22 protein-coding genes are annotated in these 16281 nt (G+C 40.8%); 13 read left to right on the top strand and 9 right to left on the bottom strand.

The features are described 5' to 3' along the window. Positions 1-282 precede the first annotated feature (282 nt). The 5 genes from SKC37_RS00395 to SKC37_RS00415 are packed head-to-tail and all read left to right on the top strand — an operon-like array spanning position 283 to position 2866. Positions 283-621: a TM2 domain-containing protein gene (locus SKC37_RS00395; RefSeq protein ID WP_377979566.1), complete on the top strand. Its 339-nt coding sequence runs from the start codon at positions 283-285 to the stop codon at positions 619-621. Next, a complete protein-coding gene (locus tag SKC37_RS00400) occupies positions 621-1037 on the top strand; it encodes a DUF2752 domain-containing protein (protein WP_377979567.1) in 417 nt (138 codons plus the stop codon). Before SKC37_RS00395 ends, SKC37_RS00400 begins: the two co-directional genes overlap by 1 nt. Continuing rightward, a complete protein-coding gene (locus SKC37_RS00405; protein WP_377979568.1) occupies positions 1034-1465 on the top strand; it encodes a magnetosome magnetite crystal formation protein family in 432 nt (143 codons plus the stop codon). The genes SKC37_RS00400 and SKC37_RS00405 overlap by 4 nt, the downstream gene beginning before the upstream one ends. Before the next feature lie 2 nt (positions 1466-1467). Further along, positions 1468-2265 (top strand): M48 family metallopeptidase, encoded by a 798-nt coding sequence (locus SKC37_RS00410; protein ID WP_377979569.1) that lies wholly within the window; start codon positions 1468-1470, stop codon positions 2263-2265. A gap of 10 nt (positions 2266-2275) precedes the next feature. Then, complete coding sequence (locus tag SKC37_RS00415) at positions 2276-2866, top strand: LURP-one-related/scramblase family protein (protein ID WP_377979570.1); 591 nt, start codon at positions 2276-2278, stop codon at positions 2864-2866. Positions 2867-2929: 63 nt separating this feature from the next. On the opposite strand, the gene SKC37_RS00420 is transcribed toward SKC37_RS00415, so the two are convergent. Next, positions 2930-3535, bottom strand: a complete 606-nt coding sequence (locus SKC37_RS00420) for a hypothetical protein (protein ID WP_377979571.1) — start codon at positions 3533-3535, stop codon at positions 2930-2932. Positions 3536-3585: 50 nt separating this feature from the next. Beyond that, positions 3586-4173 (bottom strand): vWA domain-containing protein, encoded by a 588-nt coding sequence (locus tag SKC37_RS00425; protein WP_377979572.1) that lies wholly within the window; start codon positions 4171-4173, stop codon positions 3586-3588. A gap of 115 nt (positions 4174-4288) precedes the next feature. Between SKC37_RS00425 and SKC37_RS00430 the strand changes: the two genes are divergently transcribed. The 6 genes from SKC37_RS00430 to SKC37_RS00455 all read left to right on the top strand — a co-directional run bounded on the left by SKC37_RS00430 (position 4289) and on the right by SKC37_RS00455 (position 9654). Then, on the top strand, positions 4289-4876 hold the full coding sequence (locus SKC37_RS00430) for an RNA polymerase sigma factor (protein ID WP_377979573.1): 588 nt from the start codon (positions 4289-4291) through the stop codon (positions 4874-4876). Continuing rightward, the gene (locus tag SKC37_RS00435) at positions 4873-5463 is read left to right on the top strand and encodes a hypothetical protein (RefSeq protein ID WP_377979574.1); all 591 of its coding nucleotides are present in this window, start codon (positions 4873-4875) and stop codon (positions 5461-5463) included. The genes SKC37_RS00430 and SKC37_RS00435 overlap by 4 nt, the downstream gene beginning before the upstream one ends. Continuing rightward, positions 5460-6194: a hypothetical protein gene (locus SKC37_RS00440; protein WP_377979575.1), complete on the top strand. Its 735-nt coding sequence runs from the start codon at positions 5460-5462 to the stop codon at positions 6192-6194. Before SKC37_RS00435 ends, SKC37_RS00440 begins: the two co-directional genes overlap by 4 nt. After that, a complete protein-coding gene (locus SKC37_RS00445; protein ID WP_377979576.1) occupies positions 6191-8230 on the top strand; it encodes a tetratricopeptide repeat protein in 2040 nt (679 codons plus the stop codon). The genes SKC37_RS00440 and SKC37_RS00445 overlap by 4 nt, the downstream gene beginning before the upstream one ends. A 52-nt stretch (positions 8231-8282) precedes the next feature. Then, the gene (locus SKC37_RS00450; protein WP_377979577.1) at positions 8283-9005 is read left to right on the top strand and encodes a glycoside hydrolase family 25 protein; all 723 of its coding nucleotides are present in this window, start codon (positions 8283-8285) and stop codon (positions 9003-9005) included. A gap of 64 nt (positions 9006-9069) precedes the next feature. Then, on the top strand, positions 9070-9654 hold the full coding sequence (locus tag SKC37_RS00455) for a 3-keto-disaccharide hydrolase (protein WP_377979578.1): 585 nt from the start codon (positions 9070-9072) through the stop codon (positions 9652-9654). 51 nt (positions 9655-9705) lie between these two features. On the opposite strand, the gene lpdA is transcribed toward SKC37_RS00455, so the two are convergent. After that, complete coding sequence (lpdA, locus tag SKC37_RS00460) at positions 9706-11100, bottom strand: dihydrolipoyl dehydrogenase (protein ID WP_130923742.1); 1395 nt, start codon at positions 11098-11100, stop codon at positions 9706-9708. 81 nt (positions 11101-11181) lie between these two features. On the opposite strand from lpdA, the gene prfB reads away from it, so the two are divergent. Continuing rightward, positions 11182-12256, top strand: a protein-coding gene (gene prfB / locus SKC37_RS00465) for a peptide chain release factor 2 (RefSeq protein ID WP_377979579.1) whose coding sequence is annotated in 2 segments (ribosomal slippage) — positions 11182-11232 and positions 11234-12256 — 1074 coding nt in all. Because the reading frame shifts where the segments join, the coding sequence is not laid out codon by codon here. Positions 12257-12320: 64 nt separating this feature from the next. Here prfB and SKC37_RS00470 read toward each other — a convergent pair. From SKC37_RS00470 to SKC37_RS00495, 6 genes are all read right to left on the bottom strand, one after another. Then, entirely contained in the window at positions 12321-12641 is a 321-nt protein-coding gene (locus SKC37_RS00470) for a hypothetical protein (RefSeq protein ID WP_377979580.1), read from the bottom strand. Beyond that, on the bottom strand, positions 12628-12933 hold the full coding sequence (locus tag SKC37_RS00475) for a hypothetical protein (protein WP_377979581.1): 306 nt from the start codon (positions 12931-12933) through the stop codon (positions 12628-12630). The genes SKC37_RS00470 and SKC37_RS00475 overlap by 14 nt, the downstream gene beginning before the upstream one ends. Positions 12934-12936: 3 nt before the next feature. Beyond that, positions 12937-13320, bottom strand: coding sequence for a TraR/DksA family transcriptional regulator (locus SKC37_RS00480; protein WP_377979582.1), 384 nt, complete (start codon positions 13318-13320; stop codon positions 12937-12939). A 95-nt stretch (positions 13321-13415) separates the two neighbouring features. Further along, on the bottom strand, positions 13416-13973 hold the full coding sequence (gene pnuC / locus SKC37_RS00485; RefSeq protein ID WP_377979583.1) for a nicotinamide riboside transporter PnuC: 558 nt from the start codon (positions 13971-13973) through the stop codon (positions 13416-13418). Continuing rightward, complete coding sequence (gene nth / locus SKC37_RS00490) at positions 13970-14617, bottom strand: endonuclease III (RefSeq protein WP_377979584.1); 648 nt, start codon at positions 14615-14617, stop codon at positions 13970-13972. The genes pnuC and nth overlap by 4 nt, the downstream gene beginning before the upstream one ends. 232 nt (positions 14618-14849) lie before the next feature. Then, the gene (locus SKC37_RS00495) at positions 14850-15449 is read right to left on the bottom strand and encodes an RNA polymerase sigma factor (protein WP_377979585.1); all 600 of its coding nucleotides are present in this window, start codon (positions 15447-15449) and stop codon (positions 14850-14852) included. 197 nt (positions 15450-15646) lie between these two features. On the opposite strand from SKC37_RS00495, the gene SKC37_RS00500 reads away from it, so the two are divergent. Further along, positions 15647-16261, top strand: a complete 615-nt coding sequence (locus SKC37_RS00500) for a hypothetical protein (RefSeq protein WP_377979586.1) — start codon at positions 15647-15649, stop codon at positions 16259-16261. Positions 16262-16281 lie beyond the last annotated feature (20 nt).

Genomic DNA, 16281 nt, shown 5'->3' on the forward strand with positions numbered 1-16281 from the left:
AGGAATGTTAAGTAGTTTGATACTACGTGAATCCAGTAAATAATGGAGGTGTAATACCAAACCCCCGCCCTCACATTTCCCTACCGTTAAATAAATACTGCCCCACAAAAATTTGAAAAAAATATATTTATGATTAATTTGATAAATATATGTATACGAAATCTTTGAATAGTTAAATATAATTATTGATTGAAGACTAAATGGTAGCTTGAAACCAGAAAAAAACAGGGCGGAATCGAAAAGCCAAATGAGTAGAATAATTTAACCCAATATTATAATAAAATGGATGCACAAAAAGTAGACATGTACATCATGTCAAATGCAAAATTTTTCGAAGGCCACCATATCAATGGAATTAGAGAAAGACTTTTAGCTATTGATGATTCGAAATGGGCGATGATTTCATCAATTCAATTAAAAGACCCGACAACGAGTTTAATCGTTTCAATTTTAGCTGGTTCTTTAGGAATTGACCGTTTTATGATTGGTGATACAGGAATCGGTATCGGAAAGTTATTAACCTGTGGTGGTTTTTGGATTTGGACGGTTGTGGATTGGTTCTTAATTCAAAGCGCAACAAGAGAGAAAAATATGCAAAAACTTCAACAATATTTGTATTAATGATTAAGAGCAGGAACAAGCTATACTCTATTTTAGGAATAGCTTGTGTCGCAGGGTATAGTTGGATTTATTTCGGTTTAACAAGCCTTCAAGCTTCGAATGGAGCATTTGAAGCCTGTTACATTAAGCAATTAACCACTATGCCCTGCCCCTCCTGCGGCACTACTCGTTCTATTCTTTCTCTGATGAAAGGGGAGTTTTTCGAAGCGCTGATGCTAAATCCTTTGGGATATATCATTGCAGCTATTTTATTGATTTCCCCTCTATGGTTAACGATAGACCTAGTGACAAATAGAAAGACCCTATTTGATCAATACCAGAAGGCAGAGGCCCTGATTAGAAAACCTCAAGTCGCCTATCCCTTACTCATTTTAGTTGCCCTTAATTGGATTTGGAATATAACCAAAGGACTATGACAAACGATTCAAATTTCTCCTATGTACCTGAGGAGCACGAGGTAGAAAAGGCATCGAATAGTTATTTAATGTCGTTAATGGCCATTATTGCAGGCCTACCACTACCCATCATCAACCTAATTGCTACCCTTTTTTTCTACGTAGCTAATCGCAAAAGCACCTACTTTGTCCGTTGGCATTGTACACAAGCCTTACTATCGCAGTTCTCTATATTCTTCATGAACAGTTTCGGATTTTGGTGGTCTGTTTCCATTATTTTCACCGAAGAAATCATCACTAGCAAATACATCGCCTACATGTTAACTGCCTTGATTTTTAATTTAATCGAATTCGGTACTACCATTTATACTGCCATTCAAACAAGGAAAGGAATACACGTTTCCTGGTGGTTTTATGGTAGTTTAACGAACCTAATTTGTAAAGCATAATCATGAAAAAGGCGCTATTTCAAGGTATAGTAACCATTGCATTATTCTTCGCCTCTTGGTTTGCGATGAATCAAATCGACTGGGTTTCCCTTTTTGAAATTCAGCAAGCCACTGATACGACGGAAGAGAAAATAGGGGAGTTGTTTTGGGATATTACCCAAAGTACCGAAAAAGAAAACACTAGCCCTTTCGTTAAATCTGCTGTGGACAGTATCGTGACTAAAATTTGCACGGAAAACAAAATTGAAAGGAAAACGATTAAGGTCCATGTGATTGAAAAGGAGGATATTAATGCATTCGCTTTACCTAATGGTCACCTGATTATTTATACGGGTTTACTCTTAAACTCAGCCAATCAAGAGGAATTGAGTGGGGTCATCGGACATGAAATCGCGCACATTCAGCTGAATCATGTATTTAAAAAGCTCGTAAGTGAAATTGGCCTCTCCGTGCTAATTGCTATGACTACCGGTAATAGTAATACGGAAACCATTAAAGCAGCCTTAAAAATGCTTTCTTCCACTGCATTCGACAGAAGTCTAGAAAAAGAGGCGGACATGAAAGCCGTAGATTACCTGATGAAAGCGAAAATTAATCCGGAACCCTTTGCTAATTTTCTTTTCAAGTTATCCGATAAAGAAAATGAGGTTACGTCTTATTTGACCTGGATAAGTACTCATCCCGCTTCAAAAGAAAGATCGAAGTATATTATTGAATCTATTCAAGGCAAAAAGCTAGAAAGTAAATCAGTTTTGGCCCAAAGTACTTGGCTTACCCTACAAGAAAAACTTAAACTATAAAACGACTAACATGAGCGCAAATTTCTTTGATTCGAATGACTACTTTATTGACGAAAAGGTCAATTTTTTCCAATTCGAAAACTCGTACAAAATATTTAACGGAACGGGTGAAAATATAGGAGCGATTAAGCAAAAGCTGACTACCGGGCAAAAACTTCTTAGACTCCTATTGAACAAAGCCATGCTCCCTTTTTTGCTAGAGATTAAAAATGCAGATGATCAAGTAGAGGCATCCATTTCAAGAGGTTGGACTTTTTTCTTGTCTAAAATTGTGATTAAAAACGCACAAGGAATGGTCATTGGAACGATCAAGCAAAAATTCAAATTGTTCAAACCCACTTTCAAGATTTTCAACTCTTCGGAGATCTTAATCGCGGAAATCACGGGGGATTGGAAAGCTTGGAATTTTAAAATTACAGATGCTTCTAATAACCAAATAGGAACCATTTCTAAGAAATGGGCAGGTGCAATGCAGGAGATCTTTACTTCAGCAGATAAGTACAATGTGAATATCAATGCTGATTTCTCTAACATGGAGAATAAAATCGCAATTCTTTCTGGAGCCATCACGATTGACATGGTGTTGAAAGAAAGTAAGTAGTGCGAATAGAAATGTTATGTACAAATACCTCTATCATTCGTTTGGTAGGGGTATTTTTTGTCATTACTGAGGCAATTTTTTACGACATTTTTGACAAAAATCGGTCAACTCATTGAAATGATCCTTTCCTTTTGCATCTCGCATGAAGCAGGTTTTTTCTGCGCAATGCGGTAGGCCTAAGTTATGCCCTATTTCATGTATCGTCAGTTTATATAGCTTTTCTAATTTATTGGATCCTTTTATTCTAAACGTTGAAACGACACAGGCATTTCCGGGGCAATATCCATAGCCAAAAACGCCATAATCATCACTAATTCCTTTTTTAGTCATGCTAATGTCATTTTTTGTTAAGCCAATTACGATTTCGTTTGGACGCCCTTTTTTGTGTAAAAAACGAATGAGCGAATCCGCCCTATACCTTTTATGACTACTATTTAATGCCTGATGCGGCAAATCAATCGGCGTATTAATGACGATCGTAGAGAAATTTTTGTGCAGCTTTTTCTCAAGATACGCTAGAGAACGGGGAGAGAAACCAGAAAAAGGCTGAAATACAATAATTGTCTCGGCCTTTTCCTGGTCTGCCTTTGATTGAATAGTATGACAAGAGAGACAAATTGATCCAAGTAATATGCAAATCCCAATTTGTAATTTATACCCTATTGCCATTCAAGTGAGAATTATTTCGAACTAAAATAGGCAAAAAGGCTGTCAACCTCTTAAAACTTCATCATAATATTCTTCAACGCCATCGTCGATCGTCCGAAAGCCTCCTTATCCATATTCTTCTTCTCGAACGCAAAACTATTCTCCGCTTTGAAGTTCATACTCTTCGCAATCTCTACCGCGTCTAGGGTTGCGCCTAAATAGGTGAAAGACCAGTTGCCTGTTGCTTCTTTGGCCTGAATCAAGTTCTTAATTTGCTCATGTGAATATTCCTTAGACGCATTCTCATGTCCATCTGTTAAAATGACCATCACCGCTGCATCATCCTCATTCACCATCAAGCGTTCAGTATCTGACACACTCATTCCAATAGCATCTAACAAAGCAGTAAGTCCATTCGGTTGGTACTCAAAACTGTTCATCTGTGATAATTCTGTCACAGATAAATTGCGGTATTTTAGTTCGACCAAATGATCAAAAACCGTCAAACCTACTCGAATTTCTCGATCCGGAAACTCATTTGCAATCGCTAAAATTTCTTTGCGTTGATTCGCCAAACCGTTAAGTGTTTGATTAATACAATCTGACATAGATCCGCTTTGGTCTAAAATAATGTGGTAAAAAGTAGTTGCCTTTTTCATAAGAATGGGATTAAATAATTAGCTGTTTTATACGTTAATACCAATAAGTTTAAAACGTTACACAAAATTTTTTCTTGATTAAAAAAAATCTAATTTCGATTCTAATACTTCTTGAATGCCCGATAGATTACCCGAAACTGACAATGAAATTTTAGCGCTTTTCCACTTGGATCGGGAAAGCGCTTGGCGATTAATTTACAAGCGATGCCATGCCAAATCCATGCGGTTTATGAACAGCCATTTTAGGGCAGGATTTGATAAAGAAGACGTATTTCAAGAAGCCTGTTTGGTCTTATTGGATCGAATGGAAACCCCTAGCTTTACGCTGACTTGTTCCTTGCAAGTCTTTTTAAATGCCATTTGCCGGAACATCCTACTTAAACAGCATAGACGTCAACCCATTAATACTTCGATCAGCTCTGAATTCGAATTAGACTTGGTGGTGGATGTCGAAATAGAGGAGGAGGAACATTCGATTCGGGAATCTATTTTCTTTGAAGTCATTGAATTAATGCGGACCCAGGCAGAACGGTGTTATGAAATTTTTCAACTCGTCTATTTTCGAAATTTGGGCATGCAACAAATAGCAGATCGCCTAGGCATTTCAACGGCAGCGAACGTACGTATTCAAAAACACCGTTGCTTAGTGAATGCCAGAAATGAGATAGAAAGACGTATCAATCAAAATAGGGCTAGACGATGATATACCAAGAAATGTATGGGTATTTCACGATAGAAAACCCCAGAGAACAAGCTAAAGCGTGGGATACACTTTCCCCGAAGGTGAAAGATTACATAGAGGCGTTTTATGATCTGTTAGGGGATATGGATAATCCCCCTTTATATGAACGATCAAAATTTTATCGATTAATTACCAAAGAAGAGTTTGACAGTCTACTAAAAGTATTCTATGAAACGCAGAATACAATCCAGGAAGCAGCTTTTGAAAAAGAATTCAGACACGCATTTCTTGCCTATGAAAAAATAGCGGAAGCAAAAGCGGAATTGAAAGCGAAAATGAACGAGTGGCGCGCGGAATTGGACGAAGTAGAAAACGAGGAATGGGATGAAATGGCGAATGAAGAATCTCCCATTTCTAGGCCACCAATGCAAGAGCCTTTTTTCATGGATAGGCAGAGTATGTTGTTGGATTCAGAAGATAGGGATGAGCTTTATACTGGAGCGTATCCTCAGTCTTCTCGTGGGGAGGGGAATTCTGCCGGTGGTTGTCTTATAGCTATCGTCGCGTTGGTACTCATTTTGATAACACTTTTCTTTTTTTGGAAATGATAGATCAAGACTTCGATCGTACCATCGACCCGTTCGAATGGATGCCGGGCTTAGATGCTGCGCCTGATTTTGTGCGCACTCCAGCATATACCGATCTATTGCATCGCTGTGATGCAGCTTATGCTGCCATTTTGACAGGGGAGGTGTTGAATTACCGGCTAGTGGAATTAAAAGAGGTGGTAGATCAATACACCGAACTCTTTGAAGAAGTAGAAAAGTGTTTGAAACTATACGAGGGATTTGACCGATTCTACTTCCTATTCGATGCCGTTTTTACTGCTTATCTCTTTGTTGAAAAAAAAGGCTGGGATGCCTACTTTGCCTTGGACGACTACAGTAAATTCGATATGAATGATGAGCGTCATGTGATCAATTGGCTGAGGGCTTATGAAGCATTAAATAAGGAAATAGCCTATTATTTGCATTTTAATACCGATTGTGATTGCCATAGTAAAACGGTTTACCGAATCAGTCACATAGGTATTCATGTGAATAAGGAAGACCTAGATAAAATCTTTCAGTTCTCCACGCTGTATGGCGAACATTATGCGCACTTATTACAAAAATATATGACCATTTCGTGGGATGAATACCACGCCTTAACAAGAGAGGATGAATGCTATTATGTACGAGATAATTTGATCTATTATATTTTAAAATCACAAAATAAAGATTTTTCCCCATTTTCAAGATACCCTGAACCCCCTTTACCCCCCTTAACCCGCTCATGAAAACCCTATTATTCCTTTTGCTTCTCACTGGATTTACGTCCTTCTCTCAAACCTATAACCTACAATCCGGGATCAATTATTATGGGGAGGATAAATACGAGGAGGCTTTGGCCTTTTTAAAGAAAGAAATCGCGCAGAACCCGAAAGAGGGGAAAGCCTATTATTACATCGCCCTCATCAACGTGGAAAATGAGACCTACGCGCAAGGCCTCACGCAGGTGAACCTAGCCATCGCGAATCTGAATCCCGCTGATACCCTCGTCGCATTCGCCTGGCAATTAAAAGGGGATATCTATTATCACTTAGAGGATGTAGAGAAATTTGAAGCTAGTTATGCCAAAGCCCTTGCCTTAAACCCCACCTCCATTCCCATCTATTACGGGCGGGCATATGATTATGGTGGATTAAAGAAATACGATCTAGCGCTGGCAGACATACATAAAATTTTAGATCTGGACGAGGGAAATATCAGGGCCCGGGATTTAAGATCGAGTATTTACTTATCTCAAGATAAATACGAGGAGGTTATTAAAGAAGCGGATCGAATCATCAAATTAGATCCCACCTCCGCGTCTGCTTTTGACAATCGATCGTATGCGTACTACCAAATAGGTAAATATGATTTAGCGATTTTGGACTCCTATGCCGCCTTAACGCTAGAAGACAAAAGCACGCGAATGAGAAATAATTACATTACTTTCTCGAAGAAAAATTTCACCCTGGGACTGGCCAAAATTTCAAACCTAATTAAGGAGTTTCCTCAAAAAGAGGTTTGGCTGTATGTTCGCTCACAGTTACACCGCTATAAAAAAGACTATAAAAATGCCTTAACTGATTTTGCGAAGATTTTCGATATGATTTCGGATGATTACCGTAATTTTTATTTCACCGAACGCGCAGAGTTATATGGCGAAATGGGATTGCATTCACTAGCCATTGCGGACTACACGGAAGCGATTGCAATGGATTCTAGTTCCGCCTTTCTTTTTGGGGTTAGGGGAGATGCCTACCGGTTAACGGGGAATTATACAGCAGCCATCGCAGACTTTAATCGGGCGATTGAACTCTACCCGGAGGGGGCCTGGTTTTATTACCGACGGGGTTGGGTGAAAGACGAATTTTTAAAAGACCCGGATGGAGGATTGGCGGATTATACCTCCGCGATTGAATTAGATCGAAATGACGCTTACCCCTATTTACACAGAGGTCGTCTTTACACTAAGCAGTACAAAGATACTTTGCGCGCGAATGCGGATTTTAGAAAAGTGGTGGAACTGGATACAATTATCGGATCTAGTGGCAATACACGACATTATGGATATTACGAATTAGGTCAGTTTAATCAGGCCAAAGCTTGGATGACTAAAACCCTTCAGCAATTTCCGGAAGAGGGAAATTATTACGATGCAGCCTGTCTTTATTCCTTAATGAAGCAGCCTGCAACATCGATCGCTTATTTGGACACCGCCTTTACAAAAGGCTACCGCGACTTCGAACACCTAGCGAAAGACGATGATCTAGATAATGTGCGGAATCTTCCCGAATTCAAATCGTTAATTACGCGCTGGAAAGTGAAATTTTCAGAGTCTAAACCTGTCGTCAATGCGGGTGAAAAATCAGCAAGTACGATCGTAGGAACCTATATAATCCCTTTCAAGCCATCCGGTGGAGGCACCTATGAAGTGCAGAGTAAAATTAATGGTTTGCCTTTAAGTATGTTGTTCGATACGGGCGCAAGTGATATTTCTATTTCACAAACAGAGGTGGACTTTATGATCAAAAACGGATTTCTGAGTGAGCAAGATTATATAGGGGTAGAAAGGTATTCTTTAGCGAACGGGGAGACAGAAGTTTCACGCACCATCATGTTAAAACAAGTAGAAATAGGTGGATTAGTGTTGAAAAATGTTCGAGCGTCGGTCACAAAAAATCGCACGGCAGGAATGCTTTTTGGGCAAAGTGCCATGAGTCGCTACGGTAAAATCACCATAGATAACCAGAAGAAACAAATCATTTTGACAGGAAATGCGAAGTAATATCTTTTCTCTTTCCGCGGACAATTGAACTAGTATTTAAATGAAGCCTAAAATGATTTTTTTATTGTTTGTTCTCTTTTTGGCCGGTATGGGCGCTTTAGTTTGGTATGCTTTACAGGCTAAAAAATCGCGAGACCCTTGGTCACTTAGCAAAGGATATGAAGTGAGAGGGATCGATTTATCCCACCACAACGGGCGTATTCGATATGATGAAATAGATTCGCTTGATTTTGTATTCTTAAAAGTGACAGAAGGGGTTTCAGTGACTGATAAAACCTTTGCAAAGCATTATTCCGCCTTTCGCGAAAAGGAGATGGCGGTAGGCGCCTACCACTTTTTTAGATTCGATATAGATGGGAAAGAACAGGCACGTCATTTCTTACACCACCTGAGTGGAAAGGAATTTCAGCTTCCACTAATTGTGGACGTAGAATACGACAATAATCCAGATACTCCTCGGGAGAAAGTCATCACGCGTTTACAGGCATTTGTGAATGAAGTCAAAAAGCGGACGGGGATAATGCCTATCATTTATACGAATGGAATCGGTTACTCGGACTTTATTAGCGATGATTTCGATGACCACACCCTGTGGCTTAGTTCTACCAATGCTTGGCGACCGGCGATGATGGGTTGCACTTTTTGGCAGTTTAATATTAATGCAGATTTATCGGCCATCACCCATGATGTGGACCTAAATGTATTTCGCGGTTCGCGAGAGGAATGGGAGGAGTACTTACAGGAGCATAAGCCATTTGTGGTTTCAAGTAATTGATAAGCTTGCATTTTCATTTTTAAACTTTTAAGTTCATATTTACCTCGATAAATATAAACCTATCATGAAAAATCTTTTCCTACTTCTCCTGGTCCTAAACTTCTCCGCCCACGCCCAATGGGTCGAACTTTTAAACGGCAGCGACTTAACTGGCTGGAAAGCCAGCGAAAATCCAAGCTCATTCCAAGTAAAGGACGGTGAACTACGTATCGCAGGACCCCGAGGGCACCTTTTCTATGAGGGACCTGTCGGAAACCATACTTTCCAAAACTTCGAAGTAAAAGCCCTCGTAAAAACGTATCCTGGCGCGAACTCTGGCTTGTATGTTTGCACGGCATTTCAATCCAATGACTGGCCATCCCAAGGCCACGAAATTCAAGTGAATAATTCCCACACAGATTGGCGCAGAACCGCGAGCCTCTATGGCATTATCGATACCGCGGAAAAATTAGTGCACGACGAAGAATGGTTTGAACTATACGTAAAGGTGGATGGGAAACACATCACCACGAAGATCAATGGTAGAACCGTAGTGGAATATGATGAGCCAGCAGACAAGAAAAGAATCCAACCCGGAACCATCGCCATTCAGGCACACGATCCTAACAGTAGGATCGCTTATAAAAGCGTTCAGGTGAAATTGAACTAAAAAAAAGAGGAGCCTTTTGAGCTCCTCTTTCTATTTATATAATGCTGTTGATTACAAATCTACTGCTTCTCCATACGCCGCTTCTGTCGCGCCTTTGAAGGCTTCTGACATCGTCGGATGCGGGTGAACCGTTTTCATGATTTCGTAAGCCGTGCTTTCTAACTTGCGAACCACCACCGCCTCAGCGATCAATTCCGTTACGTTGTAACCGATCATGTGCGCGCCTAATAATTCACCATATTTGGCATCATAAATTACTTTCACGAAACCATCACGAGCGCCGGCAGCCGTTGCTTTTCCAGACGCTACGAATGGGAATTTACCCACTTTGATATCGTAACCTGCTTCTTTGGCTTTCTTCTCTGTCATACCGACTGAAGAAATTTCAGGGTTGCAATACGTACAACCTGGGATGTTTGTGTAGTCCAAAGCCTCTGTCTTGTGACCCGCCATTTTTTCTGCACAAATAATCGCTTCAGCCGAGGCAACGTGTGCCAAAGCCGGTCCCGGAGTCACATCGCCAATCGCGAAATAACCTGGAATATTCGTTTCGTACCAAGCGTTTACTGGAATACGACCTTTGTCTACGATAATACCTACTTCCTCTAAACCGATGTTTTCTAAGTTACAGATTACACCCGCCGCAGAAAGAACGATATCACATTGGATTTCTTGGTTACCTGTCGGAGTTTTGATACTCACTTTGCAACCTTTTCCTTTCGTATCCACTGACTCCACGCTAGATGAAGTCAAGATGTCGATACCCATTTTCTTGTATTGCTTCGCTAATTCTTTGGAAACATCTTCATCCTCAACGGGAACGATGTTTGGCATGAATTCTACGATCGTTACTTTCGTTCCCATCGCCGCATAAACGTACGCAAATTCAACTCCGATCGCGCCTGAACCGATCACGACCATCGAATCTGGACGTTTTTCTAAGCTCATCGCCTTGCGGTATTCGATCACCTTTTCGCCATCGATAGGTACATTAGGCAAAGCACGAGCACGCGCACCCGTCGCGATCATAATATTTTTTCCTTCGTAAACGGTTTTCTTCCCGTCTGCGTCTGTTACTTCGACTTTCTTACCAGGTTGGATTTTTCCAAAACCCATAATCACGTCAATCTTGTTTTTCTTCATCAAAAACTGAACGCCTTTGCTCATGCTATCCGCCACGCCACGAGAACGGGAAATAACCGCAGAGAAATCAGCTTCGGCGCCTTTTACGGTAATTCCGTAATCAGCCGCGTGCTTGATGTATTCGAAAACTTGGGCAGATTTCAAAAGGGCTTTGGTAGGAATACATCCCCAGTTTAGGCAAATACCACCTAAGGATTCTTTCTCTACAATTGCACATTTTAAACCTAATTGAGAAGCTCGGATAGCTGCTACATAACCCCCTGGGCCTGAGCCTACCACGATCAAATCGTATTGTTGCGCCATTTTATTGCTTGATTTAAATGAATGAGGCCGCAATTTAGCACAAAATCGGGTATATTTGCACTTTATTAAGTAGAAAAACACATGACTAGAGACAGGTTCAATGACCTGAAAGCCAGAATAGAGGCTTTAAGGAGGTATCTTTGACTACGATCACAAGAAATATTTAATCTCTGAACTAGAGACGGTCACCTTGGATCCCGAATTTTGGAACAATCCTGACAAAGCGGAAGGCACGATGCGCGAGATGCGTGGGCTAAAGTTTTGGACGGATGGATTCGATAAACTCGCGAACGCACAAGGTGATTTAGAAACCATCTGGGAATTTTACGAAATGGGTGAAGCATCCGAGGCGGAAGTGGATGCGGAAGGCGAAAAGCTGGAGGCAAACTTAGAGGCGTTGGAATTCCGCAAAATGATGTCTGACGAGGGCGATAATATGAGCGCCGTGTTAGAAATCAATGCGGGTGCTGGTGGAACCGAATCCCAAGACTGGGCCGCCATGTTATTGCGCATGTACCACATGTGGGCAGAAAAGAACGGCTTCAAGGTGCGTTTAGTGGATGAAAATCCGGGGGACGTAGCGGGAATCAAGTCCGTCACTATCGAAGTAGATGGTGAATTTGCCTACGGTAATTTAAAATCTGAAAATGGAGTACATCGTTTGGTGCGTATTTCTCCTTTCGACTCGAACGCGCGTCGTCACACGTCGTTTGCATCTGTCTATATCTGTCCTTTGGCTGATGACACGATCGAAATTGAGATTAATCCAGCGGATATCGATTGGGATACTTTCCGTTCCGGTGGTGCTGGTGGCCAAAACGTCAACAAAGTCGAAACCGCTGTTCGTTTAACCCACAAACCTTCTGGAATCATCATCGCTTGCCAGCAAGAACGCTCGCAATTAATGAACAAAGAAGTGGCGTTACGCCTATTGAAGTCCAAATTATACCAAATCGAAATCGATAAACGTAATGCCGCACGCGCCGAAGTGGAAGCAGGTAAGAAGAAAATCGAGTGGGGTTCGCAGATACGTTCTTATGTATTAGATGATCGTCGCGTGAAAGATCACCGAACGAATTACCAAACATCAAATACCGATGCGGTGTTAGACGGGGAGATTAATGAGTTTATTAAGGCATATTTGATGGAGAACTAGTCCGCAGTCCGGAGTCGATAGTCCGAAGTGGACAGTAGCCAGTGGTCGGTATCCAGTGGGTGGACTATTGGGTTTTCTCAGTCGATTCTACTACCGCAGCTTCAGTTTCCTCTTCTAAAGAGGCTAGATAATCTAGTAATAAGTCTTTAGCGTAGGAAAGTGCTAGGGCTAGGGCGTAAGATTTAATCGCATCGCCCACGAAAGAGCCTTTCTTCTTCGGGCCAGAGAACATGGAATAAAGCAAATAGCCGCCAGCCACAATACCTCCAGCGATTAACAGCTGGTTGCCTACCTTTTTGTATTCAGTAACGGTCTCGGTTAATTGCTCTTGAATTTCAGCCGCTTGGCTTTCTAATTCAGCTCTCTTTTCTTTATTCTGACTCATTTTTTGTAGGCTTTAGGGATAAGAAAAGAAATAGGCTGGCTAATCCGACGATCAGGGCCACAATAAAATAACCGACAAAACGGCTTTCTAGAGCCTCGTTAATCCATTCTGATCCTCCTAAAAGTAGGAAAAACAAGGTAATTCCGAAACCTGTCGCCACGAGGAAAAGCTTGAAAATCCGGATAAAGATTTCTTCTAGTTTTTCCTGAATATCTAACTTGATTATCTCAAATTGCGTTTTGAGATAATCCGTTATTAATTCTACTAGGCGGTTATTTTCGAAAAACCCCATGGTTTATTTTTGCTTTAACTTCGCTTCAATCGAGTGTTGCGTGTGTGGTACTAAACGTAAACGTTCTTTGGAAATTAACTTTCCTGAATCAATACAAACACCATAAGTTCCATTCTTAATGCGCATTAATGCATTTTCCAGGTTCTTAGCGAACTTTTGCTGGCGAACAGCTAATTGGTTCAGGTTTTCTTTCTCCGCCGTATCAGCGCCATCTTCCATCACTTTCGAGTTCCCAGATGTTGCGTCAGTGCCTGTGTCGTTTTTTCTATTTAGCGCCTCTCTTAAATATTTTAATTCAGCGTTTGTATCTTCTAATTTAACACGGATAATTGCTTCAAACTCTTTTAATTCTTCGGCAGAGTATCGTTGTTTTTCTTCGTTTGCCATAAATCTATCTAAATTGTAGTCTTTTACCTTTACACAAATATAAAAAGGCTTAGCTTAATAAGGTAACGAAACGTGTAAAATCTGCGACAAATTTTTTAAGTCCTGTTTTTCAGGGGTTTAAGCCAGTCGATGTAACCTTTTAGTGCCAAAGCGATAAAGAGGGCATAGAGCGCCGCCGTTCCCCATAGACCCTTATTTAGGTACATTCCTACGTAGGCTATATCCACTCCGATCCAAACAATCCAGTTTTCAATTTTACGCTGAGTCGCGAGCCAAGTTCCATAAATGCTTAAACCGGTGAGTGCCGCATCGAGAAAGGGGAAGCTCACTTCCGGAAAATAGGTCAAATGTAAAAAACCTGATCCTGCACCGAAAAGCAAGGCTACGGCTAAACCTATAAATAAGACGCGACGGCTTGATTTTTCAGGTACCCAATCTAGCTCAGATCTAGACCAAGTCCACCAGCCATACACTGCCATGAGGATAAAGAAGCCCTGTAATTCCATGTCAGAGTAGAGCTTGTTTTGCCAAAAGACATAGCCGTAAAGCCCTGATGCAAGGATGTTGCCCGCCCAAGCTAGGCTATGCTTTTTCATGCTCAGGAAAACGCCAGCCAAAGAAGCGAGGATGGCTACTATCTCAACAGCCCTCATTCTTTGTGGTTTTTCTTGTAAAAAGCGCAGAAATGCGTGATTTCACATTTTGCACATTGAGGAGTTCTTGCCAAACAAATGTAACGTCCGTGCAAAATCAACCAATGATGTGCTGTGGCAATGACTTCATCTGGCAGGTTTTTAATCAACGCCATTTCTACTTTTAGGGGGGTATTTGCCGTTTTAGGGACCAATCCAAGTCGCTGTGATACGCGAAAAACATGCGTGTCTACTGCCATTGCGGGTTGATTATAGATGACAGAGGCTATCACATTGGCTGTTTTACGACCTACGCCGGGTAAACTTTGCAAATCTTCCATTGTTTCAGGTACTTCGCCGGCGAATTGGTCGGTGATTTTTTGGCCTAAACCTAGGAGGTGTTTTGCCTTATTATTGGGATAAGAAACGGAGCGAATATAGGAGAAAATTTCTTCCAGGCTGGAATCTGCTAGGGATTTTGCGTCTGGAAAACGCTTGAATAGGGCAGGAGTGACTTGATTAATGCGTTTGTCTGTGCACTGCGCAGATAATACCACCGCCACCAATAATTCAAAGGGATTTGTATAATGCAATTCGGTTTCCGCCTCGGGAAATCGCGTTGAAAAATGTGCTACAAATGCCTGAAATCGCTCTTTCTTTACCATATTTTTGTTAAAATTAGCTAGATTTTCTGAATAAAAAAGCCCCTAGTGCGCTAGGGGCTTTTTACTCTTGCGAGCATGTGCGAGAATTTTCTCAATACTCCTTTCGGAGGGCTCCATATAAGCCGAATTCAGCAAGTTTTGGACCTGTTTTAAACGAGAAAGCTCTTGTTTCTCCTCTTCATTTAATGTTTGCTGGAACCCTATTTCAGGCTCATAAAGGTTTTTAATCAGGTCATTCGGGGTAGAGTTTTTTGTCATAGGCAAGGTTTTGTTTCTCTAACATTTTACGTAGATTAATGAGCGCATACCGCATACGCCCAAGGGCTGTATTAATACTAACATGGGTTAAATCGGCAATTTCTTGGAAGCTTAAATCTTCGTAATGACGCATGACAAGTACTTCTCGTTGCTCATTTGGTAGATTTTTTATCAAGTCCCGAATATTAACGATCAAATCTTCTTTTAATTGTTTATCCTCAGAACTTTCTTCTGCAAATTGAAAACTGTTCCAAAGAGGTGAGCCATCGTCTAACACAATTTTGGGATAACGCTTCTCTTTACGGAAGTGATCGATCGCCATATTGTGTGCGATGCGTACGATCCAAGGAAGGAATTTACCTTCTTCATTATACTTGCCTTGGTTGATAACGTCCAAAGCTTTAATATAGGTTTCTTGTAAAAGATCTTCCGCTATGTAACGGTCCTTTACAATTAAATAAATAGTCGTGTAAACTTTCGATTTACTGCGATTAAGAAGAGTCTCAAACGCTTTAGAATCACCTTGGATGTACGCGGAAATTAACGCTGCATCGTTAACGGGAATTTTGCTCATAAAAAAGTAAAATGGTTAACGTAGAGGTTTATCTCATGCAGTAGGGTCTAAATGGGCGAATTGCTTAATTTGTGGTTGCAAATTATAGAAATCTTTTTTACATCCAAAATTTTAAAAGATTTTCAATAAATTTCAGTGACAAAATTTGGAACCTCATTATAATCCTTAATTTTGGTCTCCTAAACTTTAAAGAAAAAATGAAAAATCTACGTTCTATTGTGTCAGCTTTGGCCCTGACTTGTTTGGCCTTCGTTTCCAATGCTCAAAAAGCCGCTGATTATGCAGGTGAATACACAATGAGCGATAACCCTTACGTGAAAGTCTTGAAATTAGCGGACAAAGAAGGTAAGTTAATTATGTCTGCAGAAGGTTTTCCTGATACAGAATTAACGGCTGGTTCTAAGCCTGATGCATTTGTATTAGGTGGAATGGGTGGCGATATCACTTTTACACGTGTAGGTGGTGCGGTAACTAAATTAAAAATTGAAGCTCAAGGTCAAACACTTGAAGGCGTAAAGGCAGGTGCTGCCGCGGGTGGTGCGTCTGAATATGCAGCTTCTTATAAAATGGCTGATAACGAATATGTGAAGAAAATGATTGTCGTTTCTAAAGACGGTAAATTATTAATCTCATCTGATGCTAACCCATCCGAAGGAGCAGAGTTGACGCCGGCATCTACGCCAGACACGTTTGCTGCTACTTTGCAAGGTTATGAGGCGGAAATTACTTTTGGCCGAGCAGCTGGAAAAGTAAAAACCATCAAATTGTCTGTAGCTGGTGGTGCTGTAGTATTAACTGGAGATGTAGAGTAATTTATTCTCCATTCATAAAA

The organism is Aquirufa esocilacus, assembly GCF_042715595.1.
In the GTDB taxonomy this organism is placed as follows: Bacteria; Bacteroidota; Bacteroidia; order Cytophagales; family Spirosomataceae; genus Aquirufa; species Aquirufa esocilacus.